The sequence below is a fragment of the Clostridium omnivorum genome (assembly GCF_026012015.1).
Classification (GTDB): Bacteria; Bacillota; Clostridia; order Clostridiales; family Clostridiaceae; genus Clostridium_AX; species Clostridium_AX omnivorum.
Map to the genome: position 1 here is coordinate 4369901 of NZ_BRXR01000001.1, position 26881 is coordinate 4396781.

Sequence of the window (26881 nt, forward strand, 5' to 3'; positions counted from 1 at the left end):
TTGATGGAAGCGAATATAAAAAATAGTCATGTAATTAAATAGATAACTTATATATTCTCAAAAGAGGTGTGCTAAATTAGCATACCTTTTTTGACTGAAGATATAAAACATGCAATATACACCTTAAGTAAAATTATGGTATAATTAGACAACAATGTTCAGGATTGGATTTGCTAAGTAAATTAAAAAATAATATTTTAAGGTAGGTGGATACATATGAGTAACATGTTAAAACTTGAGGCTGGAGATACTATAGGTATTTTTTCACCATCTTCGCCTATAACCTATTATTGTCCTAAAAGATTTGAAAGAGCAAAAAAATATTTGCATGATAAAGGATTTAAAATATTAGATGGAAGTTTAACAACAAAACATGATTTTTATAGATCGGGAAGCATTAAGGAAAGGGCAGAGGAGTTAAATCAATTAATAAGAAATCCAGAAGTAAAATGTATCATGTCAACTATTGGAGGAATGAACTCAAACTCAATTGTTCCATATATTGATTATGAGGCTTTTAAAAGAAATCCTAAAATAATAATTGGTTATTCTGATGTTACAGCAATCTTACTTGCTATATATTCACAAACAGGAATAAGTACCTATTATGGTCCTGCATTAGTAGCCTCTTTTGGAGAATTTCCACCCTTTGTCGATTTAACATATGATTATTTTAAAGATGTTATTATTGATAGTACAATAATACCTTATATATTTGAAGCACCTACCTTTTGGACTGATGAATATATTGATTGGGAAACACAGGACAGGAGTAAAGAAAAAAGAAAAAATCAGATGATAACAGTATATGATGGTATTGTCAGAGGTAGAGTAATAGGTGGAAATTTGGATACCATACAAGGAATTTGGGGCAGTAAGTATATGCCTGAAATCAAGGATGGTGACATACTTTTTATTGAGGATGCTTTAAAAGATGCCGCAACAATAGAAAGAAGTTTTTCATTGCTAAAAGTTAATGGTGTCTTCGATAGAATTTCAGGAATAATCTTAGGTAAACATCAAGTATTCGATGACTCAGGTACAGGTAGAAAACCATATGAAATATTATTAGAAGTTCTAGGAGATAAAAAGATACCTTTCCTTGCAGACTTTGATTGCTGCCATACTCATCCAATGATGACGCTACCTATTGGCTGTTATATAGAACTTGATGCTACAAAAAAGAAAGTAAAAATACTAGAGGATTGGTAAAATAGATAAGTTTTAAATTATCAAATAATGTTATAAAGATAGAATAGCTTATGATGACAAATAAAAAAAGATGGAGGAAAAGATATTATGGAAATTTCAGTATCAACAGGCTTATACTACACTAAAGGCTATAAGGAGATTTTAGATATTATTGCAAGTACATCTTGTAGAAATATAGAGCTATTTCTTAATCAGGCATTTATAGACATTGATGTTCTAGAGCTACAAAATGAAGTTTCAAAAAGAAATCTTAATGTATTAAGTATACATACTCCACTAGAATTTATTGCTTTCCCTAGAAGAGAGAGTGAGCAATATTGGATTAACAAAAGCATTGAAATATCAAAAATTTTGGGTTCAAAACTTATTATTTCACACATGGTTTTAGGTGAATATTTTGATGAAAGAATAAGCAGTTTAGATGATCTTCATAAAGAAAACATGATTAATTACTGCAGCATTGAAGATATTCATATAACTAGCGAAAACTTACCTAAATTTAATGGAGGAAGTTTTTTAGGACGAGTTGATGAATTGTTTGAATTTGTAACAGAAAATAATATAGACTTAACCTTTGACACAACTCACTGTGCTTTTAGCGGCTATCCGATTCTAGAAACCTTTATGAAGTTTAAAAGCCATGTGAAAAATATACATATTAGTGACTTTGATAATGGAAATGAACATAAAGTCTTAGGCGAAGGAAATTTACCTTTAAAAGACTTTATTACACATTTAAAAAAGGAAATGTATGATGGCATAATGACTATAGAATTGGATCTTGATAATAAGAAAAGAAATAATATAACAAGCACTAAACAAGCTATAGCAGCAATACAAAAAAGCATAGATTATATAGAAAATAATATTAGATAATTTCATTAATAATAATAAGTTCTATCTATGGATAAAGAAACTAATTTACTAAGGAGCACAATTATGAAACTATATTTAATAAGACATGGACAAACTGATTGGAATGTACTGGGGAAAATACAGGGTAGCTATGATTGCTGTCTTAATGATACTGGTATAACACAAGCAAAGCAGTTGAGTGAAAAAATAATAGAAGCAAATTATAAGTTTTCTAAAATTTATTCAAGTCAACAAAAAAGAGCCCTTAAAACAGCGCAAATATTAAGTGAAGCTATAAAAGTAGAATTTGTTCCTATGCATGGACTGGAGGAAGTAAAATTTGGCGAATGGGAAGGATTAACTTGGAAGGAAATTCAGGAACAATTTCCAATAGAATATGACGAATGGTTTAATAACCGTAGATATACAAGACCTCCAAAAGGTGAATCCTATGAAGATATGCTGCAGCGTGTTTTAGCTGCTATACATAAAATTGTAAATATGGAAGTTAGTGATACAGCAGTTGTAACACATGGGGCAGTTATTATGTGCATATTATGCTGTATAACCAATACACCTTTCGCTGAGATGATGAAGTTTAAAGCTGACAATACCACAATTATAGAAATTGACAGTGAGAAATTTAACTTCAAAAAAAATAATAGTTTTAAAGGAGAAGAAAATGGAATTAGATATAATAAAGGTTTATGAAAATTTAGATGGCTACATCTCTGAGATGGAAAACGATCCTCAAAATTACGAAAGCTTGTGGGATAAATATGCTATAAAACCTTATTGGAATCGAATTAGTCATTGGGCACCAGTTGATATGTCAGATCGAAAACCAAAACCAATAAAGGACATATCTAAATTGAAAAATCAAATAGAGCTAATGAAAAAAATAAATATTGATGAGATTAAGAGTAAATTTATGAAAGTGGTGAATGCTCTACCTAATTATGATGATGATCCAATAACTATTGCTATCTATCCATTGGATGACGAAAATTCAGTAGTAAAATATCGTCAGAATGGGGTATGTGGAGTTAGTGTATTTGGAAATATTATAATAAATATTAACCCATTTGCTGAGGATTATTTGGAATGGATTTCATATGTATTTGCACATGAATATCATCATACTGTGTGGGGAAATTATTGGCATGTTATTCATGGAGGTCGTACTGGAAGCTTTATAGAGGCAATGCTAATTGATGGTCAAGCAGATGCTTTTGCAAAAAGTCTAAACCCAACTTTAAATCCTTTGTGGATTTCTCAAATATCTAAAGAACAAGAAAGTGAAGTGTGGAATAAATATTACTCTAAAATGTTAAATGATAGGGATTTCGATTATGTTAAATATATGTTTGGTGATGATAAGGTTGAAATTCCTTGGTGTGCTGGTTACTATTTTGGACATAAAATTATTGATTGCTTTAAAAAACACTATCCTCAAATTAGCGTAAAGCATATGATTGAAATGAGTTCAGAAGAAATTTTCGCTATGAGTGGATACCCCTTATAATGAGGTGATGAAATGGATGCTTATAAATTAGTTTATCCTACAAAAGAGTATGAAAAACAAGCAAAGGAATATATACAAGAATTTTACGAATACAAATCCGAAATCAATGGAACCGGTGGACTTCAAAGATACAATATTTACAACGAATGGCTCTTAAAAGTTGAAAAGGATATGGATTTACCTAATATAACTAAAGATAAAGTATCTGCAAATACTTACTTCTTTGTAAGATCATCAGATAGTAAAATTTTAGGAATGATTAATATTAGACATAGGTTAAATGATTTTCTTTTAAATGAAGGTGGACATATAGGTTATTCCATTAGACCTACTGAAAGAAGAAATGGATATGCCACTATTATGTTAAAATTTGGTCTTGAAAAGTGCAGAGAGTTAAAGCTTGAAAAAGTTTTAGTGACCTGCGATAAAATAAATATAGCTTCAGCTAAAGTTATTCAAAATAACAATGGAATATTAGAAAATGAAATTTATAGCGAAACTTTCTCTGAAGTCATTCAGCGTTATTGGATTAGTCTATAAATAAGAAAATCATTCTTTATTATATGGTGCTTATATAAACATAATTATAATTATTTCAAGTCTTATGAATATGTATATTATAACAACTATATTTTTTGGGGAAATGGGGTATATAGTTTATGAGAAATAGACAAAATAGAGAAATTTTCATTGAGGAATATGTATCAATTAATGGTATTGATCAATATTTATTTCATTCTGGTACTAATTATGATAATCCAGTGATGCTATTCCTACACGGAGGACCAGGATTTGCTGAATCACTATTTGCACATGCATTTCAAGAAAAATGGGAAGAAATTTTTACAGTAGTCCACTGGGACCAACGCGGTGCAGGGAAGACGCTTACTAGAAATCCGAATATATATCCAACAATTGATTCCATGTTAGAGGATTTATACGATACTGTTCAATATCTGAAGAAAAAATATAATAAACAAAAGGTTATTATACTTGGTCATTCTTGGGGAAGTGTTTTGGGAACTATATTCACAAAAAAGTATCCTGAAGAGGTTGCTTATTATATTGGTGTAGGACAAGTGATTAGCCTAATTGATAATGAGCGTGTTGGGTATGAAAAAGTAAAGGAATTAGCTATAAAGGCTAATGATAAGAAAACTCTAAAAAGATTAGAGGCTATTGGTAATTATCCAGGAGAAAAATTTGATAGCAGCTTTATGACCAAATGTTCAAAAGTGCGTAGGATTCAAGGAAAATATAACTTAGCTATTACTATGACTTTGCCTTTAATAAAAAATATATTTAAGAGTCCAATATTTAAACTTTCAGATATTTCTGCTCTGTCTAAAGCAGCTAAAGCTAACAAAAAAGTACTGGAGTTTTTATATTACTTTAATTTAAATGCAGAGTCAACAGAATATATGGTGCCAATCTATTATATTTTAGGGGAAAATGATTGGCAAACCCCATATGTTATAGCACAGAATTATTTTAATAAAATTAATGCACCTTCTAAGGGGTTATATTTAATACCTAATGCAGGACACGGAACAATGGTAGATCAGCCTCAATTATTTTTTGAAGCCTTGCTGGATGTCAATAACAAAGAGTCGAAGAATAGTTAGTTTAAGTAAATTATAAACAGAAATAATTAAACTAAAGTAATACTGTAAAAGAAGAAAAAATGCTATGAGAAGTTATAAATTAGATTGTAAGAGAGTATATGAGTAATTATTAATAAGAGGTTTTAAAGTTATGAAGAGAAGAAAATCTACATTAAATATTGATTCTTTATTTACAAAGTTCATTTTTCTAGCCATCACAATTATAGCAGCACCTATCCATGAACTTGGGCATTTAATAGGATGGCGATTAGACGGAATACCGGCAAAATTACATTTTAATTATACCGATGCTCCTTCGAATTCTACAAGCTTGTTAGGATTTCTAGGAGGACCATTAATAAGCTTAATTTTAGCACTGGCAGGCTACATTTTAGTATATGCTTTTAAGAAAAAAAGAACTATATTTATAGGAGTTTATTTTACCATAACTATGTGTTTAACTAGATTAATTCCGTATTTATACTCTATAATACTTGGTGCTAAGGATATGCTTCCAATCAATGACGAGGGAGTACTAGCAAAAATATTAAATATGCCCATTTGGCAAACCTATAGTATATTTACAATTTTATTTGTTTCAATACTATTATTATTAAAATATATACATAAGGATATTTTTAATAAATGTTTTAAATATGCATTTGTATTTTATTTAATAGTGGCAATATTTCAAATAAAAATTATTTAACAATGAATATGTGGGAAATAAGTTAATTAGATATGTTTAGGTTGATTCCAGCATATCTTTTTTCTTTTCAAGCATAAGCATTATGTGACTTAAACTAAATTATGGTATAATTAGATCGATATGTAAGAAAGCATGCATAATAAGGGGGATTAATGATGTTAAATAAATTTAGAAATTATGAATTTAGAAAAGTTACAAATAATGATGTAGTGGACATGCTTACTTGGAAATACGAAGGGATATATTCATTTTTTGATAATGATGCTTCACAAGGCAAAATAGATTATGTTAAAAGTTTTCCAAGTGATGCTAATGTTTATTCAATCTATAATGAGAACAATGAATTAGTTGGTAATTGTGCCTTTTATCTAAATGATAAGGTAACTTTTTCTATCCAAATGAAGCCAAGCTTAACAAGTCAAGGCAAAGGAAGAGAGTTTTTACTAGCCATATTGGATTTTGCTAAGGAACGGTACAATCTAAAGAGCATTGGACTTTCAGTACTTAAATTTAATGAAAGAGCTATAAGACTTTATAAGAGCCTAGGTTTTTTAATTATAGGCGAATTCATTGGCAAAACAGTTAAAGGTGATATGGAATTCTTAACTATGGAAAAGGAACTTAAAGAAGCAGCATCATGCCAATAGAAAATATTAGTCAGCCTAAGATTATTATTATTGACAATGAATTGAGATTAAGAAAATTTGATAATAATTATTCATTTGCCTTTGATTGGTATCAAGATGAAAATACTGTGAAATTAGTTGATGGCCCAGATGCAAAGCTATATGATTTTAGTAAATTAAAAAGGATGTACGAATACTTAAATAATATTGGTGAATTATATTTTATTGAAATTATAGATAATAACATTTTCAAGCCAGTTGGTGATGTTACTTTTTGGAAAGATGATATGCCTATAGTTATTGGAGACAAAAACTGCAGAGGTAAAGGAATTGGGAAAAAAGTAATTAAGGCATTAATAGAAAGAGCAAAAGAATTAGAATTCGAAGAATTAAAAGTCCGAGAAATATATAGTTACAATGCTGCTTCTCAAAGACTATTTGAGGGTATGGGATTTATGAAATCTTCAAATACAAAAAATGGATTCTCTTATTCAATTAAGATTTAACTTTTTAATACTAGTTTTTATTTTTAGGGGTAAAAAAATATGACTATGAAATCTGAAATAATTTTAAAACATCTAATAAACAATATTTCTAATATTGAGGAAATACAGTCAATTGGTATAAGTGGAATAATAGAACCAATCCCAAAAGCTGGAGAAGGTGATATTGATATTTTTATTTATTGTGATGAAATTCCTAAATTAGATGTAAGAAAAACTATAGTGAATCAAATGGGTGATTTATTACAAGAAGTAAGAATAAACGTTTTTGAAGGTGGTCACTGGGGCAGTGGGGATTTTGCGCTTATAAACGGTGTTGAAACCTGGTTAATGTATTTTACTGTAGGGGGTACTTTAAACGATATACAATCTATACTTAATGGAAATTGTCCAGACAGGCTGGATAATTACTATTATCCTGTTGGCCGCTGTGCTATGCTTAAAGATATTAATGTATTATATGATAAAAATGATTTTTTATGTTCACTTAAAAAAAGGTTAGCAGACTATCCAGATGAATTATCAAATCAACTAGCCAAACATCATTTGGCTGAGCTTGAAGATATAGAAGACTTAGAACGTGCTGTAGCTCGCAAAGATGTGCTATTCTATCATTTTGCTTTAGATTTAGCTATGGATCATTACTTTCAAGCTCTATTTGCTATTAATAAAAGATACTTTCCAAGCCGCAAGAGAACCCTTCAGTTTATAGGAAGCTTTCATACTAAGCCTAGAGATTGTGAAGAACATTTGTTGGAGGTTATAAGGCTGGGGGCTTCTTCAGAAAGCATAAATGCATCTTATGAGCTATGGAGTAAACTGATTACTGAGCTTAGGTATTTATATCAACGTAAAATTGATATATAACGTTTAATTACTACTTGCGTAATTCACATTTATTTGGTTTATTTATATACAAGGGACAATAATATTCTTTCTTCAACAGTGGCTCATATATTAATAGATTTTATCCCATCCATCATTATTTAAATAATTGGAAAGGTTTGTTGAATTTTTTATTATAATAAACTTATATAGTTTTCAGTAAAGAGGTGAGCAAAGACTTAGCAAGAAATAATGATTATAGTTAATTGATTAAAAGTAACATACTACACAGTTTTTATTTTAGGAGGAATAAACTAATGATATTATCAGGAAAGCAAATTAAAGAAAGATTAGGAAAAGATATAGTAATAGAACCATTTAATGAAGGGCAGCTAAACCCCAACAGCTATAACTTAAAATTACACAACGAATTACTTGTATATGAAGATAATATTTTGGATATGAAAAAAGAAAATAAATGCAAAAGCATTATAATACCTGAAGAGGGATTAATATTAGAGCCCAATAAACTCTACCTTGGTAGAACAAAAGAATATACAGAGACTGATAACTTTGTACCAATGCTTGAAGGTAGATCTTCTGTTGGAAGACTAGGTTTATTTATACATGTAACCGCAGGATTTGGAGATGTTGGTTTTCGAGGATATTGGACATTAGAAATCCATTGCATACAACCAATAAGAATATATGCTGATATTGAATTATGCCAAATATACTATCATTCTATAGAAGGTGATTATGACAAATATTCAAGTGGTAAGTATCAGAATAATAAAGGAATACAACCAAGCTTATTATATAAAGATTTCGAAAAATAATAAAGGCATAGTATTTATGGTCTTTAAATAAATACGTCTTTATATATTTACACAATTAGTACCTTGGCTGAGGAATTTTTTTCTCCAAAGGCAGAATAAAAAAAGATTGAGATAAAAGCTACTGCTCATAATGGGTAGTAGCTTTTGTATAAAAAGAAATATGGATTGACGGTTGTGCTTATTATTGCTAAACTGTAACCAGTATTACATTTTTTTAATATAATATTTACTAGAACTATTAAATATCATATTAGGAGGGTTCCAAAATGTTTAAGGTTATAATTACAGCATTAGTAACTTACTTAGCTACAAGTATTGATGAGATACCAATATTATTCATGTTATATGCAAAGCAGAGTAATAAAGGCAGAGCAAAAACCATTACAATTTCATATTTTTTAGGAACGTTCATATTAATTGGCATTGGATTATTAGGCGCTTTAGGGCTAGGTGTTATACCACAACAATGGGTAATGGGGTTATTTGGCCTAGTTCCTGTTTTTTTAGGAATAAAAATATTAATTAAAGGTGAAGATGAAGAGGAAGAGGAGGAAGGGATAAAAAAAGCACTCCAAAGATACAAATCACTATGGATTCAGGTTTTGGCGATAACTATTGGATTAGGTGCAGATGATTTAAGTGTTTATATCCCATTGTTTACAACCATTAAAGGTGGAGAAATATTGTTAATGGTACTTATTTTCGCTTTGTGTACGGCAGTTCTTTGCGTAATCAGCTATAAACTTACTTCAATTAACATACTCGATAAATTTATCGAAAAATATGAACGTTTCATAACTGGTAATATATTTACTGCAATAGGTATATTCATAATGTATAATAATGGAACCTTTGCTCACTTCTTAACAGAATTGTAACATTAATAAAATGCTTTAATTTCTTAGATGATAAGATCTATTATTTTGTGTCTTTAAAAGAAAACCTTTTATATATAGAAGCATTTAAAAAGTTACCAATCTAATTTGTATCTTATATACTAAAAATCATCAGTAAGTACAATAATATGACTATAAAAAAAGGTCTGGAGTAAATTACCAGACTTTTTTTATTAATTACTATTCAAAATTTATTTAATTTTCTAATGTAATTTTAATCCAAGTAATTTATAATATTCATAATATCACGCATAAGATATGAATAACAATTTTATACAAGAACTTAGTGCTTTTTATTATCAGTTAGCATTGAGATAAAAATTGAGGTGTAAAAATGAATGACTTTAAAATACTGGTAGTGGAAGATGAACCACAAATGGCAATGTTTATTGAAATGGAACTTACACATGAAGGTTACATAGTTGATATAGTATACGATGGGAAGGAAGGATTAAAAAATATTGAGAATAAAGAATATGATTTGATACTTCTTGATATTATGCTACCGGGATTAAATGGCCTCGAAGTATGCAAAAGAATTAGGCTTTCTTCTTATGTACCGATCATAATGTTAACTGCTAAAAGCGATATACCTGATAAAGTTATTGGGCTTGATGTGGGAGCTAATGATTACCTAACAAAGCCATTCGCTATAGAAGAATTATTGGCTAGAATAAGGGTTTATACAAGAGAAAAAATAAAGAAAATTAAATATGATGAAATAAAAGTGAATGATATAGTTATGAATAAAAGTACACATCAAGTATGGAGAGCTGGAAAAGAAATTGAATTAACAAAGAAGGAATATGATCTTCTCGAAATGCTATTACTTAATAAGAATATAGTACTTACAAGAGAGCAATTAATTCAAAAAGTTTGGGGCTATAATTATATAGGGGATACCAATGTAGTAGATGTATTTATAAGATATTTACGCAGTAAGATTGATGATGGATTTGAAGATAAATTAATTACAACCATAAGAGGTGTAGGTTATGTTATCAAGGCTGATTAAGTACTTTTTAAAAAATATTAAAGGTGCGAAAATTTCCATAAAGATTACTGCAATGTATGCTTTAATGTTTTCTTTAGTTTTGCTTATTTTGAATGCATCAATTTTATATGGAATTAAATTTTACTTGTATAGTCAAGCAAACAAGCAAGTTGATGATGTGAAATCTATAATTTTAAATAATCTTGCTTCTCAAAAAGAAAACATTAATTTATCTACAAATGAACTAACATTTGATATTCCTTCTAAAGAAAATATATCAGTTAAAATTTTTAATGAAAATGGAAATATACTAAATGAAACAAATAAATTTAATTATAACATTCAAATAAAGCAGCATTATAACAGAATTAATCATATAGAAGAAGAAGGTAAACATTTAATATATCAAAATACTAAAATTAATAATAATATCTTTGGTACTTTATATGTTCAAATATTAAAAGACATGGAAAATGAATATGATTTTTTGAAAATATTATTTGTAGTTATGGCTGTAGCAGATTTTATTGGAATTGTTGCTTCTATTATTTTAGGGTACATAGTAAGTAAAAGAATGTTGAAACCAATTGATGATATAACTAAAGCAGCTGAAAGCATTAGCAGTACAAACTTAAAGGAAAGAATAGAAGTAAGCAATGGTCCAGATGATGAACTCAAGAGGCTTGGCAGCACTTTTAATAAAATGATAGATAGACTTCAAGCAGCATTTGATAGGCAAGTACAGTTTGTATCAGACGCATCTCATGAACTTAAAACTCCAATAGCAGTTATTCAAGGCTATGCCAACCTACTTGATAGATGGGGAAAAGATGATCAAGAAGCTTTAGCAAAATCAATCTATGCCATTAAATTAGAATCTGCTAATATGGCCAACTTAGTTGAAAGACTGTTATTTATTGCTAAGGGTGATAGTGGAATTCAAAAAATAGAAAAAAAGGAATTTCTATTAAATGAACTTATTTTAGAGTTAGTAAGAGAAAGTGTATTATTAGCTCCTAAGCATATAATAACAAACAATAAAAATGATACTATAAGTATTTTTGCAGATTATAAAATGCTAAAGGAAATGTTAAGGATATTTATTGATAACAGCATTAAATATTCACCAGAGCAGAGCATAATAGATATAAATTCGGAAATTGAAGATAATAAAGCAAAAATAACTATCAGCGACAGGGGGATCGGTATTCCTAAAGGTGAAATAGGTAAAATATTTGATAGGTTTTACACTGTAGATAAATCAAGGTCTAAGGAAAAGTCAGGAACAGGACTTGGACTATCTATAGCAAAGTGGATTGCAGATATGCATGGTGGAACTATAGAAATTGAAAGTGAAGAAGGAAAATATACAAGAATAGTAGTTTTTCTAAGCTTAGGTAAATAAATCATTCAAGGTGAAAGATAGTTTCTTTCACCTTATTTCTTTCAAAGTTAATTATTAATGCAAATCTAAGAATTTTTTAATCTAATTTTAATCTCGAATGATGATAATATACTAATAACAGACTTTTAGTAGAGAAGGAGAAAATTAGAATGAATATGGAACTTTTTAGATTAATTAATAATTTAGCCAATAGAAATATAGTTCTAGATAAGATAATGGTGTTTTTTTCAAAAGATGTACCCTATATTTTTATGGCAATTCTTGCATTTATTTTTATTTTAGGTATTATAAAAGATAAAGAAGATTATAGAAAAGCTTCTATAAATGCCTTTGTTATTACAGTAATAAACTTAGCCTTAAGTTTTATTATCGGAAGTATATATTATGTTGATAGGCCATTTGTCCATAGTAAGGTAAATTTATTGATTTCTCATACAGCGGATGCTTCTTTTCCTAGTGATCATGCTACTGGAACTATGAGTATAGCTTTAGGACTTGGAAAATATAGTAGAATACTTGGAATAATTATGACTATACTATCATTAATTGTTGGTTTCTCAAGAGTTTATGTTGGAAATCATTATCCATTAGATGTAATAGGTGCCTATATTATAGTGTCTATTACAAGTTACCTTTATAATCTACTATTGAAAAGTAAAATTGAAGAAATCTATAGCAGAATAGAAAAATGGCTGATTGGTAAATTCAGTTCTAAAGAGGATATATTAAATAATTAAATGAATAACTCCTTTTATTATATATAAATCTACAAAACAGAAAATTGGAGGATTTTTAAATTGCATTCTATAACAGTACTTCTTAATCATTACGGATATATAGTTTTATTGGCAGCATTAATGCTGGAGCTAATTGCTTTCCCTTTACCAGGAGAAGTACTAATGACCTATTGCGGTTTTCTTATTAATCAGCAAAAATTAAATTGGTTTACTAGTATTATAGTAGCAGCTGCTGGTGCCATTATTGGTATAACAATATCTTATTTTATAGGAGGCAAACTAGGGGTTACTTTTTTTAAGAGATATGGGCACTATGTTCATCTAGGTCCTGATAAACTTGATAAAACCTCGGCATGGTTTAATAAGTATGGCAATAAATTATTAGTCATTGCATATTTTATCCCTGGCGTTAGACATATAACAGGATATTTTTCTGGTATAACTAAAATCACCTATAAAAAGTTTGCTATAAATGCTTATATTGGTGCTTTCTTATGGACAGCAACCTTTATATCTCTAGGTAAAGTTTTGGGCAACAATTGGGAGAAGTACCACAGTATGATAACCAGATATTTAGTTATAGGTGGACTAATAGTATCTTTATTTATAGTTCTTATATATTTATTCAAGAAGTTCAAGCAACAAATTATTGAGAGTACTATTGAAATGCTTGAAAATGCTTTTAAAACCTTCAATTCCTTCGGTAAGGTAAAGGTACTAGTAGCAGGAGCTGCTTTTGCTTTTTTAGGATTTTTTGCACTTGTAATAGGCGTTATTCAAGACTTTTTAGCACATGAATTTGGACAATTTGATATTATTGTAACTTTTCTAATAAAAGCTATCTTTTCTGATAATTGGCGATATGCCATGGATTTATTTGAAGATATAACATCATTAAAAGTGTTAATACCATTAACTATTTGTATAATTATATTTATTCTGAGAAGAGAAATTGATAAATTTATTGAAATAAAATTCACACTACTAACCATTCTTGGTGGAGAAATACTACAAACCTTGCTAAGCTTTATTTTCAGACGTGTAGGACCATCTGGACAATCACTAATGGAAACAAATAAATATACTTTTCCAAGTAATGAAGCTTTTATGGCTGTTGCTGCATATGGATTCTTATGTTTTATTATATTACGCCACACTAAGAAAAATTGGCTTCGAACGGCATCAGCAGCATTAACTATAACTATTTGTTTCCTTGCAGGCTTAAGTACAGTATTTTATCAATTTCAATATCCCAGTGATGTATATGCTGGATATGTTTTTGGTGGAGTATGGTTAACTTTAAATATAGTCTTATTGGAGATTTATAGAATGATGCATAAAATGGAAAAATAATTATTAGTATGTTAATATTAGTTTAGAAAATCACTTTAATTTTACTATGGTTTATTATGTTTAAACTAAAAAGTTGGGTGTCTATGAAATTAAAGAAGATTACTAACTTAATAATCATTATCTTGAGTTTCTGTTTTATCATAGGTATTGGAGCGTTCATTTATAATTCTGTAATTACTTACAAAATTAATAAAGACTTTAAGAGTATACCATTGCAGTTTAATGCTGATGATTCCTCTTCTACATATCATACTCAAAATTCTCAGATTACCATTTATGGTGGTTTTGTGAAGGGGATACAAAAGGATAAAAACAATATTCAAAAAACAATCTATTGATACCATATGGATATGGATTAGTGATATTTGTAAATATGCAGTTAAACGCTTTAAAGAGTTATTTATCGGTAGGGATAAAGATAATATATAAAAACTTAGAAACAATCAGCCTTTTGTGTGATATTTGTTATTATGTTGTATAGTAATTGTATGTAATAAATACTTCTATATAATTTTAATTAGGGAGCTTAATAATAACATTAATAGGAGATGAAAATATATATGGATATAAAGTACACTGTCCCTTCAGCTAATGAATATATTTCTTTAAGATTGAGAACAGGAATGGGAACAAAGCATATGTTAAAAACAGAAACAGCCCTAAAAAATTCACTGTTTATTGTTACTCTATGGGATGAGGACAAGTTAATTGGATTTGGGAGAATTGTGGGGGACCAAGGGATAACCTATGTGGTTTCTGATATAATGGTGGATCCAGACTATCAGGGCAAAGGATATGCAAAAATAATTATGCAGGAAATTGATAATTATTTAGATCAGAATACTGATGAGCATGCATATGTATGTTTAATTGCCAATAAACCGGCTGATAAGCTATATTCTCAATTTAGTTTTGAATACGTAGAACCTAAGAGCTGCGGGATGAAAAGAAAGCAAAAAAGATAAAGTGATATTTGAATTATACTAGGAATATACTAGCAATTAATAAGTAAACTGTTATAACTTTAATTTATGTCTAGAAAGGTTAGAAAGGGTGGAATAGGAAGTGCTACATAAGGTAAAGCAGTGGCCTCAGATGATGACCTTTACAATAGGACTTGGCTTAGTTTTAATAGGAAGTGCATTTACATCTGACTATTTAATTAGATTAATTGGTGGTATTCTTATAAGTTTAGGATTTCTTTTTATTTTTATTGCATCTGATAGAATTCACATAAAATCAGAGAAGTAAGATCTTAAAATTAATCCAACACAAAAGTTATTTGGAGGTTATTATGAAAAATTTAATTGTTTACTATTCACTTGAAGGTGATACTGATATGATTGCGCAAGAATTAGCAAAGAAAATACATGCAGATATTATTAGATTAATTCCCAAAAAGCAAATTCCTACAGGAAAATTCACAAAGTTTTTTTGGGGAGGCAAAAGTGTAATTTTTAATGAAAAGCCAAAATTGACTAATGGTAAAATTGCAGTAGAGAATTATGATACTATTATTATTGGAACACCTATTTGGGCTGGATCTTTTGCTGCCCCTATCATGTCATTTATATCTGAAAATAATATTCAAGGTAAGGAAATATATTTGTTTGCCTGCCATGCCGGTGGTGGTGCAGAAAAATGTTTTGAGAAATTACAAAATAAATTAGCTGGTAACACAATAAAAGGAACTGTTGACTTTATCGAACCAATTAAAGGTATGGATGCCACTTCAAATGAAAAATTTCAGCATTTTTATGAAGAAATAATAAGAAATAAAAAATAAGTATATAAAGGACTTACTCTTTTAGATAAGTCCCATTTTATTTATTATGATATAATTAAAGAGATGAAATTATTTACTATTTAGCGTTATGAGGAGAAAGGATATGACTTATAAAAACATAATTGTACGTGATAAAAAACTATACGAAGTTTTGAGAATAAATTGTAAAAGATGCTTTGGCTTTTGCTGTGTTGCATTGTATTTTTCTGCTTCAGAAGGTTTTCCAACTGATAAAGATGCTGGCATACCCTGCATAAACCTACAAGAGGGTTTTACTTGTGCTATACATAAAAACCTTAGAGAGAATGGACTTAAAGGTTGTATAGCTTATGACTGTTTTGGTGCAGGGCAAAAGGTAGCACAAGTTACATACAGAGGAGAACACTGGCTGAAAAAACCTGAATTAGAAAAAGAAATGTTTCAGGTATTTTTAATTATGAGGCAACTTCACGAAATGCTGTGGTATTTAACAGAAGCACTTATGCTGCAAGGTAATAGTATAACGAAAAATACACTAAGCCAATTAATAAAAGAAACAGAAGGGCTTACTAACCTAGACGCAGGCTCACTCTTAGAAATAAACTTAGAGGCGCATAGACAAAAGGTTAATTCCCTACTTCAACAGACTAGCGAACATATCAGATTCATAGTGACAAGTGGACAAAAAAATACTTTGAAATCTAAAAAAAGAATTGCCGGAAGACTAGATTTAATTGGTGCAGACCTTAGAAGAACTAATCTTAGAGGAGCTGATTTAAGAGGAGCATTGCTTATTGCGGCAAATCTAAGTGGAAATGACTTAAGTGGGGCTGATCTTATTGGAGCAGATTTGCGTGACGCAGATATAAGAGATGCTAACCTTTCAGATAGCTTATTTATTACTCAATCTCAGATTAATTCTGCTAGGGGAAACTCAAATACAAGGCTTCCTGTATCATTAACACCACCAGAATATTGGGACAGATAGCATACTTTTTACTAAACTAATTTTAATGAATATTAAGTAAAAAAGTATTATATACTAAAATGGAGTCTTATTAATAGGCTCTATTTTTATAACTAAAGCATGTTTTATTTATAATATAATTTACAAAATATGGTTTTGATGATATAATATAACATATATCCGATATAATGTATCATATATTTATCATTATGCAATATATATTTATAGTGATATATAATAAAAAGCATGAAATTATAATATTTTATATTAAAGGGAACTAGGTGAAACTCCTAAACCCTCCAGCTGAAGTAAAATGTTTATTTGTTTTGTCATGCCCTTTAACAGAAATGCTAAGGGGTATTATTTTTTGTGACGAAAAATAATAATATTAGGGGGAATAAAGATGGCAGGGACAATTACTGAAAAAATCTTGAAGAAGCATATTGCTGAAGGTATACCAAAAGCTGGTGAGGAAGTGGCAATTATAATTGACCATACATTAACTCAGGATGCAACAGGAACAATGGCATATTTACAATTTGAAGTTATTGGCATAAATAGGATTAAAACTGAGCTCAGCGTAAGCTTTGTAGATCACAATACGCTGCAGACAGATTTTAAAAATCCTGATGATCACCGTTATTTACAAACTGTTGCAGCTAAATATGGTCTCTATTTTTCAAGGCCAGGAAATGGTATATGTCATCAAGTATTTTTAGAAAGATTTGCTTGCCCAGGAAAGACATTAATCGGTTCAGATAGTCATACACCAACTGCAGGTGGAATTGGCTCCTTTGCAATAGGTGCAGGAGGTCTTGATGTAGCAGTTTCAATGGCTGGAGAAACCTTTAAACTTAAATATCCTAAAGTAGTTGGTGTCAAGCTTTCAGGAAAGCTTCAAGAATGGGTTTCCGCAAAAGACGTAATTCTAGAGGTGCTAAGGCGTATAAATGTTAATGGAGGAGTAGGAAAAGTTCTTGAATATTGTGGTGATGGGGTTAAGAATTTAAGTGTTCCTGACAGGGCTACTATAACAAATATGGGAACTGAAACTGGATGCACAACAAGTATTTTCCCTAGTGATGAAATTACGAGAGAATTTCTAAAGGGGCAAGGTAGAGAAAATCAATGGGTAGAAATAATACCTGATGAAAATGCTGACTATGATGAAATTATAGAAATCAATTTGAATGAAGTTGAACCTATGGTAGCTCTTCCTCACAGCCCAGGAAATGTGAAAAAAGTAGCTGAGATTGCTGGATTAAAGGTTGATCAGGTATCAATTGGTTCTTGTACAAATTCATCCTTAAGAGACCTTATAATTGTAGCCAAAGCTATAAAAGGAAAGACAGTTTCAGAGAATCTGCATATGACTATAAGTGCTGGCTCAAGACAGGTTGTGGAACACCTTATTGAAAGCGGAGATATGAAACATCTTGTTAATGCTGGTGCAAGGATGCTTGAAAACACCTGTGGTCCTTGTATTGGAATGGGATCAGCACCTTGTTCTAAGGGGATTTCTGTAAGAACTTTTAATAGAAATTTTGAAGGAAGAAGTGGTACTAAAGATGCTAAAACTTACTTAGTAAGTCCTGAAACAGCTGTTGCTACTGCAATTACAGGAGTTTTGACTGACCCTAGAACTCTTGGAAAGTATCCTGAATTCGAAATGCCTCATAAATTTATAGTTAATGACAATATGATAATTAAACCTCTTCCACTTGAGAAGGCTAAGAAAGTTCAAGTGCAATTTGGTCCTAATATAGCACCTTTACCTGATTTCTTTCCACTTGAAGATGAACTTTCTGGTGAAGCATTGATTAAACTCCAAGATAATATTACTACAGATCATATAATGCCAGCAGGTGCTAAAATACTCCCTCTACGCAGCAATGTGCCTGAAATATCTAAGCATATTTTTGAGGCTGTTGATAGTAATTTCTATGAGCGAGCAAAAGAAAAAAATGGTGGATTTATTGTAGCTGGTGACAATTATGGCCAGGGTTCAAGCCGTGAACATGCAGCACTTGCACCAAAATACCTAGGAGTTAAAGCAGTTATAGTAAAATCCTTTGCTAGAATTCACCTTGCAAATCTTATTAATTTTGGAATTGTACCATTGACCTTTAAAAATCCGGAAGACTATGAAAAAATTGATGTAGGCGATGAATTAATAATTACAATTGGTGACTTAATGGGTAAAATTATATTAAAAAATGTTACAAAGAATATAGAAATCCAGGTTACACATGCACTTTCAGAATCAGATGCGGAAATATTAAAGATGGGTGGAAAGTTATCCTGGATTAAGAGTAAAATCAAATATTAATTTTAAATAATCAGGGGGGATGAAATATGAAAATCAAGATGACAGTTCCATTAGTAGAAATGGACGGTGACGAGATGACACGTATTCTATGGGGAATGATTAAAAATACATTACTTTTACCATATATTGATTTAAAAACTGAATATTATGACCTAGGGGTTAAGGAAAGAGATAATACGGATGATCAAATTACACATGATGCAGCAGAAGCAATAAAAAAGTATGGTGTTGGTGTAAAATGTGCCACTATTACACCTAATGCAGATAGAGTTGCTGAATATAATTTAAAGAAGATGTGGAAAAGTCCTAATGGGACTATAAGATCTATACTTGATGGTACAGTTTTTCGTGAACCCATAGTAGTAAGTACAATAAAGCCTTATGTAAAAACCTGGAGAAGACCAATAATAATTGCAAGACATGCATATGGTGATGTTTATAAAGATGTAGAGTTTAAAGCAATGGAAGCAGGCAAGGCTGAACTGGTATTCACAAACACTGAGGGCAAGGAGATTTCCAGGCAGTGCATACATGAATTTAAGGGCAAGGGTGTAGTAATGGCAATGCATAACCTAGATAAATCAATTGAAAGCTTTGCAAAATCCTGTTTTAACTATGCACTGGACAAGAAAATTGATCTTTGGTTCTCTTCTAAGGACACTATTTCCAAAACCTATGATGCAAATTTCAGAGAGATATTTAATGAAGTGTATCACAGAAAATATGAGGGCATATCTTTTGAAAAAAAATTTAAGGAAGCAGGTATAACATACTTTTATACATTAATTGATGACGTTGTTGCTCGTATCATAAAATCAGAAGGTGGAATGCTTTGGGCATGCAAAAACTATGATGGTGATGTAATGTCTGATTTAGTTGCTTCTGCTTTTGGAAGTCTTGCTATGATGACATCAGTACTTGTTTCTCCAAATGGATATTTTGAATACGAGGCTTCGCATGGCACTGTTCAAAAGCATTACTACAAACATCTAAAAGGAGAGAAAACTTCAACTAATCCTATGGCTACTATCTTTGCTTGGACTGGTGCTCTTAGAAAGAGAGGAGAACTTGATGGAAATTCAGAACTTGTAAATTTTGCAAACAAGCTTGAAACTGCATGTATAGAGACCATAGATAGAGGAATTATTACAAGGGATTTAGAAATTCTATCTGAGGCTTCAAATAAGCGTATAGTAACTTCAGAAGAATGGCTCAATCTTACTGCAGAACACCTTGAAGCATTACTTAAACAAATGTAAAAATTATATTATTAAAAGGAGATAAATTAATGAGGGTTGCTATTATAGGTTATGGTGGAGTTGGAAGAGCTTTTGTACAGCTCCTATACGATAAGAAGGATTATTTAAATAGAGAAGGTCTACAAATTCAGGTGAATTATATAATTGGTAAAAATGGTGGGATTTTCAATTCAAAAGGAATAGACCTTAAAGATTTGATAGAGTATGGAGCAAGTGAAAGAGATATCACAAAATATCCTTCTGGAGGAAGTAATTATGTTTCTTTTGAAAAAATGCTTCAAAACAGGGATGTAGATGTAGTTATAGAATTGACCCCTACTAATAAAGAGACAGGGGAGCCTGCAATGACTCATATTAAGAAATCCCTTGAATGCGGTATAAATGTAGTTACTGCAAATAAGGGCCCAATTCTCTTGGCATATAAAGAGTTAAAAACCATAGCTATAAAAAATAGTGCAATTCTAGGAATCGGTTGTACTACTGGAGGTGCCCTCCCATCCATAAATGGAGGAATAATAGATCTTGCTGGTGCGGATATTCTCTCTATTGAAGGAGTTTTAAATGGAACCAGTAATTTCATTATTAATGAAATGGAGAACAGTGGATGTACTTATTTAGATGCTTTGAAAAAAGCACAACAATTAGGAATTGCAGAAACTGATCCGTCCTTGGACGTTGAAGGATGGGATACTGCAACGAAGTTAGTAATTCTTACAAATGTTTTAATGAACGAGCAAAAATCTCTAGAAGATTTATCTGTAGAGGGAATCACAAAAATTACTGCAGAAGATGTTAAAAAATGCTTACACGAAGGAAAAAAATATAAATTGCTTGGCAAAGCAGTAAAAGAAAATGGAGAAACTCATTTAACTGTTGGGCTCGAAAAATTAGATAGAACCCATCCTCTTTATGGAGTAGATGGGAAAAATAAAGCAGTACGATATATATCTGATGTTCTAGGTGATTTAACCATCATTGGCGGCGCCTCTGGAGTAATTCCTGCTGGGGCATCTATTTTAAGAGATTTGATTAATATTTATAGGGGATATAGGTTTTAAGTTAGTGCTCTATAGTTTATGTAAAGCTATAGGGCACTTATCATGAGTTATTATCAAATAATTTTGGGGGCGAAGGTATGAAATTTGTAAAAAATGCAGTAGCTGGAACTATAGAATCTAACGACATTAAGATAATAATTTCAGCTAATGAAAATGCTGGCATAGAAATTGAACTTGAAAGTGTTGTTGAAAAGCAGTTTGGTAAGCAAATTAGAAAGGTTATTAAGGAAACCTTAGAAAAACTTGAAATAGATAATGTTAAAATAGTTGCTATGGATAAAGGAGCATTGGACTATACAATCAGGTCAAGAGTTGCTTGTGCAGTTTATAGAGCTTGCGAAATTGAAGGAGACTTTAATTGGGAGGTATTTGATTAATGGAACGTTTAAGAAGAACAATGATGTTTGTTCCTGGTAACAATCCTAGTATGCTAAAGGATGCAGGAATTTATGGGGCAGACTCTCTAATGTTTGACCTTGAAGATGCAGTTGCAGTTTCCGAGAAAGACTCCGCTAGATTTTTAGTTTTTAATGCTATAAAGACAATTGATTATGGGAATACAGAGGTAGTAGTTAGAATTAATGGACTTGATAGTCCTTTTGGAAGAACAGACATTGAAGCTGTTGTAAGAGCAGGTGTACATGTAATTAGACTGCCAAAAACAGAAACAAAAGCAGATATACTTGATGTAGAACAGGTTATTGAAGAGGTAGAAAGAAAAATAGGAATAGAAGTAGGAAGCACAAAAATGATGGCAGCTATTGAAGGAGCTACAGGAGTAGTAAATGCTTATTCTATTGCGACATCAAGTAAAAGGCTTATTGGAATTGCCCTAGGGGCAGAAGATTACGTTACAAGTCTTAAAACAAAGAGATATCCTGATGGAATGGAATTATTGGGAGCTAGAAGTCATATAGTCATTGCAGCAAGAGCTGCAGGGATTTATGCATTAGATACAGTTTATTCGGATGTAGAAAATGAAGAAGGCTTTAGGAAAGAAGTTCAGCTAGTAAAACAGCTCGGTTTTGATGGCAAATCAGTTATTAATCCAAAACAAATTAAGCCAGTTCATGAAATCTTTGCTCCTACAGAGCAGGAAATAATAAAATCTATGAATATTTGCAAAGCCGCTAGAGATGCACAAAAGCATGGAATTGGAGTTATATCTTTAAATGGAAAGATGATTGATAAACCAATCATTGAGAGGGCAGAACGTGTATTGCAGCTAGCTATGGCGGTAGGTTTATATAAGGAGGGCATGGAAGATGAAGAATAGTATAGGAAGAGATATTCCTGAAAATATTGCTAAAGATAAAAGGCTATATGAAGGCGAGTTTTCCATGGATTCTACTATAGCAAAAGCTTCACCTGTGATTAAATCAGTTCATCCTGGTCAAGGCAAACTTGTTGACAATTTAGAAGAGGCCATTGTTAAATGTGGATTAAAGGATGGAATGACCATTTCTTTTCATCATCATTTTAGAGAAGGCGATTACATTTTAAATATGGTAATAGAAGTTATTGCAAAACTAGGCATAAGAAATTTGACTCTAGCATCTAGTTCGCTTAGCGTTGTACATAAACCTCTAATTAAATTTATAAAAGACGGAGTGATATCAAAGATTACTACTAGTGGCCTAAGAGGGACATTGGCTGAAGAAATTTCAAAGGGACTTATGGATGATCCGGTAATAATAAGATCTCATGGCGGGCGTGCAAGGGCAATTGAAGCTGGTGATATTAAGATCGATGTAGCGTTTTTAGGTGCAGCCTCATCTGATGAATATGGTAATGCAAGTGGCTCTAGAGGATCAGCCAATTGTGGCTCTCTTGGCTATGGAAAAATCGATGCCTTATATGCAGATAAAGTAGTTATTATTACTGATTGTCTAGTTGATTTTCCTAATGCTCCTGCAAGTATATTGCAAACTAATGTAGATTATGTAGTAAAGGTAGATAAAATTGGAGATCCAGCAGGTATTGCTTCTGGAGCTACTAGGTATACTAAAAATCCTAAAGAATTATTAATGGCTGAATATGCAAATAAAGTCATAGTAGGATCTGGATATTTTAAAGATGGATTTTCCTTTCAAACAGGAACCGGCGGGGCAACACTTGCTGTAAGTAGATTTTTAAGAAATGAAATGATAAAATCAAATATTAAAGCAAACTTCGCACTGGGAGGAATAACTAAGCAAATAGTAGAAATGCATGAAGAAGGATTAATAAAGCATATTTTTGATGTACAGGGTTTTGATTTGGCTGCTGTAGAATCTATAGATAAAAATCCCATGCATCATGAAATAGATTCATCCTTTTATGCAAACCCTCATAATAAAGGTTGCATAGCTAATAAGCTGGATGTTGTTGTATTATCAGCATTAGAGATAGATACTGATTTTAATGTGAATGTAATGACTGGATCAGACGGTGTTTTAAGAGGAGCATCTGGCGGGCACTGTGATACTGCAGCTTGCGCTAAATTGACGATAATTATATCTCCACTCATTCGCGGTAGAATACCATGCATAGTTGATTCTGTAAATACAGTTATTACACCTGGCGACAGCGTTGATGTCCTTGTAACAGAAATAGGTATAGCAATAAATCCTAAGAGAGAAGATTTAATCCAAAGATTTAGTAAAGTAGATATACCTATATTCACAATCCAAGAGTTAAAGGATAAAATTGAAAGAATAGTTGGAATTCCTGATAAGATTGAATATGATGATAAAGTTGTTGCAATAGTCGAATATAGGGATGGAAGCATCATTGATGTGGTAAGAAAGATTAAATAAAGTATGTACCATAGGTGTTTTGCTTAACAACTTTAGCACATACGGTATCTTATAGCTCAAAAATAAACCTAAAGTTTGAATTAATTACTTTAGGTTTATTTTTTATTATCCATTTTTCAATCATTATTTGAATTTTAGCTTAACCACTTGATTTTGCAAATAAACATAAATTGTATCCTCAGTAGTTGAAATTTTAGCAATATCTTTTAAACTAATATAAACTCCATTATAGTCATAGTAATCTCTCATACCATTTTTACTAAATAGTCTCAGTATTTTTCCATAACACTCATTAATTAGTTCATACTGAAGTTCATCAATGCAGTAAACTGTATCAAGCTCATATGCATTCACTATAGCCACTAAATTAGTATTTTTAAGACCATCTAATTCTTTAAAAAATTCATCCATAGTAATTAGTTTCATAATTTTATCCCCTTTAAATATAATTCTAGTTATTATAAAGTTATATAAGAATTTTATATCACTTTATAATAATATTACCTTATAACATTTAATTTGAAAAGGATATCAAAACTATAAGATACAATTAGATTACTAAATTCTCCCTAATGTATGTTTAATGCACTGTTTATAGCTTGTATCATATTATATATTAGGTAGATTATTACTTTAATAATATGAAAAGGAGGAATAAATGTGTGGTATGTATTTGTATATTTCCTCATGTTCCTAGTACCAGGATTATTTGCAGTAGCAGTGTACAACCTTATATGTTACAATCGTATAAACTGCTGTAAAACAATTCTATTAGCGCTTATATATGATCTGTTTATTGTAGGTATTAATTTTGCAGGGTTGCGTTTTATAAAAGGTATAGGAGATTTTAGTGCTCTTGATAGTTATTTACACTGCTTAAGCTTTACTCCAAAATATATTCTTTTAAGCCTTATTGTAGGTGCGATACTAGCTATTCTAACCTGTTTATTAACACGCCTTTTCGGTTGGTGCAAAGAACGTATTCATGGTAACAAAGAGTGCTGCAAAAAATAAAACTTTATATTAATAACTTATACAGTACTATATTTATCTATATATTTTAAGTAAATAGTTATTAAAAGATGACTCAGAATCTAAATTTGTTAGATTCTGAGTTTTTTATTTTCATTGAAAAATCTGTTAAAGAAATTATAATGTACATCATATAGGAATAATATGGTATAATTATAGTATTAATTGAAAAGATGGATTGGAGAATTTTATGAAAACCGTAATTATTTATAAATCTAAAACTGGTTTTACAAAAAAATATGCTCAATGGATTGCAGAGGCTCTATCAGCAGATGTTTTTGATGCAACTAAGGTTGATATAGACATGATAAAGCAATATGATAACATAATTTATGGCGGAAGTTTATATGCAGCAGGAATCACTGGACTTAAATTTATTACGAAAAACTTTGATAAGCTAAAAGACAAAAAATTAGTTATATTTGCGACTGGTGCCTCTCCATCAAGTCAGCGTGTAATAGATGAAGTCGTAAGCAAAAATTTCACCTCAGAGCAGCAAAAATATATTAAATTTTTTTATTTTAGAGGCGGATTTGATTATAAAAAATTAAATTTCTTTGATAAATTTCTAATGAACTTATTGAAATTGAAAATAAAAAGTAAAGCTAAAGATAAATTAACAAAGGATGAAATAGGTATGCTGTCCATATATGATAGACCTACGGATTTTTCATTAAGGAAAAATATAGATGTAATAGTTAGTTACCTACAAGGATAGATAATATAAGGTTTAATTTTATGTAAAGTAAGTTGAAAGGTTGCCTTTGAACGTAACCTCAGATTAAATATGTGGGGGATGGGGAATTTATGGAGAAAAAAACAAAAGTACTTATATTAGGTACTTATCACTTTGGTAATGGGGGCGAACATTTAATAAATATTGATGCAGGAGAAATTGCTTCTGATAAAATACAAAGTGAAATTTTAGAAGTAGTAGAGAAATTGCTAAAGTTTAAACCAACTAAAATTGCTGTTGAAGCAAGGGAGTCAAAAGCTAAAGAATTAAATGAAGTGTATTCAGAATACTGCTTAAACAAAACTTATGTAGAAAATAAATTAATAAGTCATAGAAATGAAATAGTACAATTAGCCTTTAGACTAGGACAAAAGTTAAATCATGATAAAATTTACCCAGTAGATTATCCAGTAGATCTTCCTGATAATCATTTTGAATATGCTAAAAATATTTGTCCAGAATTGTATAATGAATTTATGAATGAGATTAGTGAATATGGCACATACGTTAGTAACTACATGGATAGTCATACAGTTTGTGAAAACTTGAGATATTTAAATAATCCTGATCGTATTTCAAAAGAGCATAGCAGCCTATATCTGCATTTAGCTCAAGTAGGAGCTGGTGATACTTACTATGGAGTAGATATGCTTACAGAATGGTATAGAAGAAACCTATATATTTTGGGAAATCTACAGAGAATAGCAAAGCCTAGTGATAAAATACTAGTAATTTATGGTGCTGGTCATTGCAAGATCCTTCAAGATTTTGTTAAAGAGTACAATAAATTTGAATTTATAGATGCTTTAGATTATTTATAAAACTTTTCCTAAGGGTAATTGTTAACAGGTGAG

General features: G+C 30.6%; 30 protein-coding genes. 29 read left to right on the forward strand and 1 reads right to left on the reverse strand.

All coding sequences use genetic code 11. The annotated features are described in order from the left end of the window. Positions 1–216: 216 nt before the first annotated feature. The 26 genes from bsdE14_RS20775 (at position 217) to citF (ending at position 24259) form a co-directional block, all read left to right on the forward strand. Positions 217–1212 carry a S66 family peptidase gene (locus bsdE14_RS20775; protein ID WP_264851927.1) on the forward strand — a complete coding sequence of 332 codons (996 nt, stop codon included), beginning with the start codon at positions 217–219 and terminating at the stop codon, positions 1210–1212. A gap of 87 nt (positions 1213–1299) precedes the next feature. Then, positions 1300–2088, forward strand: coding sequence for a sugar phosphate isomerase/epimerase family protein (locus bsdE14_RS20780; protein WP_264851928.1), 789 nt, complete (start codon positions 1300–1302; stop codon positions 2086–2088). Between the two features lie 63 nt (positions 2089–2151). Then, positions 2152–2778: a histidine phosphatase family protein gene (locus bsdE14_RS20785; RefSeq protein WP_264851930.1), complete on the forward strand. Its 627-nt coding sequence runs from the start codon at positions 2152–2154 to the stop codon at positions 2776–2778. Next, on the forward strand, positions 2750–3592 hold the full coding sequence (locus bsdE14_RS20790; protein WP_264851931.1) for a DUF2268 domain-containing protein: 843 nt from the start codon (positions 2750–2752) through the stop codon (positions 3590–3592). Before bsdE14_RS20785 ends, bsdE14_RS20790 begins: the two co-directional genes overlap by 29 nt. Before the next feature lie 12 nt (positions 3593–3604). Continuing rightward, positions 3605–4132, forward strand: coding sequence for a GNAT family N-acetyltransferase (locus bsdE14_RS20795; RefSeq protein WP_264851932.1), 528 nt, complete (start codon positions 3605–3607; stop codon positions 4130–4132). 119 nt (positions 4133–4251) lie between these two features. Further along, positions 4252–5217 carry an alpha/beta fold hydrolase gene (locus tag bsdE14_RS20800; RefSeq protein ID WP_264851933.1) on the forward strand — a complete coding sequence of 322 codons (966 nt, stop codon included), beginning with the start codon at positions 4252–4254 and terminating at the stop codon, positions 5215–5217. Positions 5218–5347: 130 nt separating this feature from the next. Continuing rightward, the gene (locus bsdE14_RS20805; protein ID WP_264851934.1) at positions 5348–5905 is read left to right on the forward strand and encodes a hypothetical protein; all 558 of its coding nucleotides are present in this window, start codon (positions 5348–5350) and stop codon (positions 5903–5905) included. Positions 5906–6060: 155 nt separating this feature from the next. Next, positions 6061–6552: a GNAT family N-acetyltransferase gene (locus bsdE14_RS20810; RefSeq protein ID WP_264851935.1), complete on the forward strand. Its 492-nt coding sequence runs from the start codon at positions 6061–6063 to the stop codon at positions 6550–6552. After that, positions 6543–7037 (forward strand): GNAT family N-acetyltransferase, encoded by a 495-nt coding sequence (locus bsdE14_RS20815; RefSeq protein WP_264851936.1) that lies wholly within the window; start codon positions 6543–6545, stop codon positions 7035–7037. Before bsdE14_RS20810 ends, bsdE14_RS20815 begins: the two co-directional genes overlap by 10 nt. Before the next feature lie 39 nt (positions 7038–7076). Further along, positions 7077–7901, forward strand: coding sequence for a DUF4037 domain-containing protein (locus tag bsdE14_RS20820; protein WP_264851937.1), 825 nt, complete (start codon positions 7077–7079; stop codon positions 7899–7901). Positions 7902–8176: 275 nt separating this feature from the next. Further along, positions 8177–8698: a dCTP deaminase gene (gene dcd, locus bsdE14_RS20825; protein ID WP_264851938.1), complete on the forward strand. Its 522-nt coding sequence runs from the start codon at positions 8177–8179 to the stop codon at positions 8696–8698. A 266-nt stretch (positions 8699–8964) separates the two neighbouring features. Further along, positions 8965–9576 (forward strand): cadmium resistance transporter, encoded by a 612-nt coding sequence (locus bsdE14_RS20830; RefSeq protein ID WP_264851939.1) that lies wholly within the window; start codon positions 8965–8967, stop codon positions 9574–9576. Positions 9577–9928: 352 nt separating this feature from the next. Further along, the gene (locus bsdE14_RS20835; RefSeq protein WP_264851940.1) at positions 9929–10609 is read left to right on the forward strand and encodes a response regulator transcription factor; all 681 of its coding nucleotides are present in this window, start codon (positions 9929–9931) and stop codon (positions 10607–10609) included. Continuing rightward, the gene (locus tag bsdE14_RS20840) at positions 10590–11993 is read left to right on the forward strand and encodes a sensor histidine kinase (RefSeq protein ID WP_264851941.1); all 1404 of its coding nucleotides are present in this window, start codon (positions 10590–10592) and stop codon (positions 11991–11993) included. The genes bsdE14_RS20835 and bsdE14_RS20840 overlap by 20 nt, the downstream gene beginning before the upstream one ends. 149 nt (positions 11994–12142) lie before the next feature. Then, a complete protein-coding gene (locus bsdE14_RS20845) occupies positions 12143–12730 on the forward strand; it encodes an undecaprenyl-diphosphatase (protein WP_264851942.1) in 588 nt (195 codons plus the stop codon). A gap of 60 nt (positions 12731–12790) precedes the next feature. After that, positions 12791–14083, forward strand: a complete 1293-nt coding sequence (locus bsdE14_RS20850) for a bifunctional DedA family/phosphatase PAP2 family protein (RefSeq protein WP_264851943.1) — start codon at positions 12791–12793, stop codon at positions 14081–14083. 560 nt (positions 14084–14643) lie between these two features. Continuing rightward, positions 14644–15048 carry a GNAT family N-acetyltransferase gene (locus bsdE14_RS20855; protein WP_264851944.1) on the forward strand — a complete coding sequence of 135 codons (405 nt, stop codon included), beginning with the start codon at positions 14644–14646 and terminating at the stop codon, positions 15046–15048. 100 nt (positions 15049–15148) lie between these two features. Further along, the gene (locus bsdE14_RS20860) at positions 15149–15334 is read left to right on the forward strand and encodes a hypothetical protein (protein ID WP_264851945.1); all 186 of its coding nucleotides are present in this window, start codon (positions 15149–15151) and stop codon (positions 15332–15334) included. A gap of 43 nt (positions 15335–15377) precedes the next feature. After that, on the forward strand, positions 15378–15869 hold the full coding sequence (locus bsdE14_RS20865; RefSeq protein ID WP_264851946.1) for a flavodoxin family protein: 492 nt from the start codon (positions 15378–15380) through the stop codon (positions 15867–15869). Positions 15870–15972: 103 nt separating this feature from the next. Beyond that, complete coding sequence (locus tag bsdE14_RS20870) at positions 15973–16836, forward strand: pentapeptide repeat-containing protein (protein WP_264851948.1); 864 nt, start codon at positions 15973–15975, stop codon at positions 16834–16836. A gap of 382 nt (positions 16837–17218) precedes the next feature. Beyond that, entirely contained in the window at positions 17219–19144 is a 1926-nt protein-coding gene (locus bsdE14_RS20875; protein WP_264851949.1) for an aconitate hydratase, read from the forward strand. Positions 19145–19170: 26 nt separating this feature from the next. Beyond that, complete coding sequence (locus bsdE14_RS20880) at positions 19171–20403, forward strand: NADP-dependent isocitrate dehydrogenase (RefSeq protein WP_264851950.1); 1233 nt, start codon at positions 19171–19173, stop codon at positions 20401–20403. Between the two features lie 29 nt (positions 20404–20432). Further along, positions 20433–21461 (forward strand): homoserine dehydrogenase, encoded by a 1029-nt coding sequence (locus bsdE14_RS20885; protein ID WP_264851951.1) that lies wholly within the window; start codon positions 20433–20435, stop codon positions 21459–21461. A 77-nt stretch (positions 21462–21538) separates the two neighbouring features. After that, a complete protein-coding gene (gene citD, locus bsdE14_RS20890) occupies positions 21539–21838 on the forward strand; it encodes a citrate lyase acyl carrier protein (RefSeq protein WP_264851952.1) in 300 nt (99 codons plus the stop codon). Next, positions 21838–22737, forward strand: a complete 900-nt coding sequence (citE, locus tag bsdE14_RS20895; RefSeq protein ID WP_264851954.1) for a citrate (pro-3S)-lyase subunit beta — start codon at positions 21838–21840, stop codon at positions 22735–22737. Before citD ends, citE begins: the two co-directional genes overlap by 1 nt. Next, entirely contained in the window at positions 22727–24259 is a 1533-nt protein-coding gene (citF, locus tag bsdE14_RS20900) for a citrate lyase subunit alpha (RefSeq protein ID WP_264851955.1), read from the forward strand. The genes citE and citF overlap by 11 nt, the downstream gene beginning before the upstream one ends. A gap of 123 nt (positions 24260–24382) precedes the next feature. On the opposite strand, the gene bsdE14_RS20905 is transcribed toward citF, so the two are convergent. Then, entirely contained in the window at positions 24383–24685 is a 303-nt protein-coding gene (locus tag bsdE14_RS20905; RefSeq protein WP_264851956.1) for a hypothetical protein, read from the reverse strand. Between the two features lie 234 nt (positions 24686–24919). On the opposite strand from bsdE14_RS20905, the gene bsdE14_RS20910 reads away from it, so the two are divergent. The 3 genes from bsdE14_RS20910 (at position 24920) to bsdE14_RS20920 (ending at position 26848) form a co-directional block, all read left to right on the forward strand. Beyond that, positions 24920–25273 carry a hypothetical protein gene (locus bsdE14_RS20910; RefSeq protein ID WP_264851957.1) on the forward strand — a complete coding sequence of 118 codons (354 nt, stop codon included), beginning with the start codon at positions 24920–24922 and terminating at the stop codon, positions 25271–25273. 208 nt (positions 25274–25481) lie between these two features. Continuing rightward, positions 25482–26009, forward strand: coding sequence for a flavodoxin domain-containing protein (locus bsdE14_RS20915; protein ID WP_264851959.1), 528 nt, complete (start codon positions 25482–25484; stop codon positions 26007–26009). An 89-nt stretch (positions 26010–26098) separates the two neighbouring features. Then, a complete protein-coding gene (locus bsdE14_RS20920; protein WP_264851960.1) occupies positions 26099–26848 on the forward strand; it encodes a DUF5694 domain-containing protein in 750 nt (249 codons plus the stop codon). Positions 26849–26881: the final 33 nt, after the last annotated feature.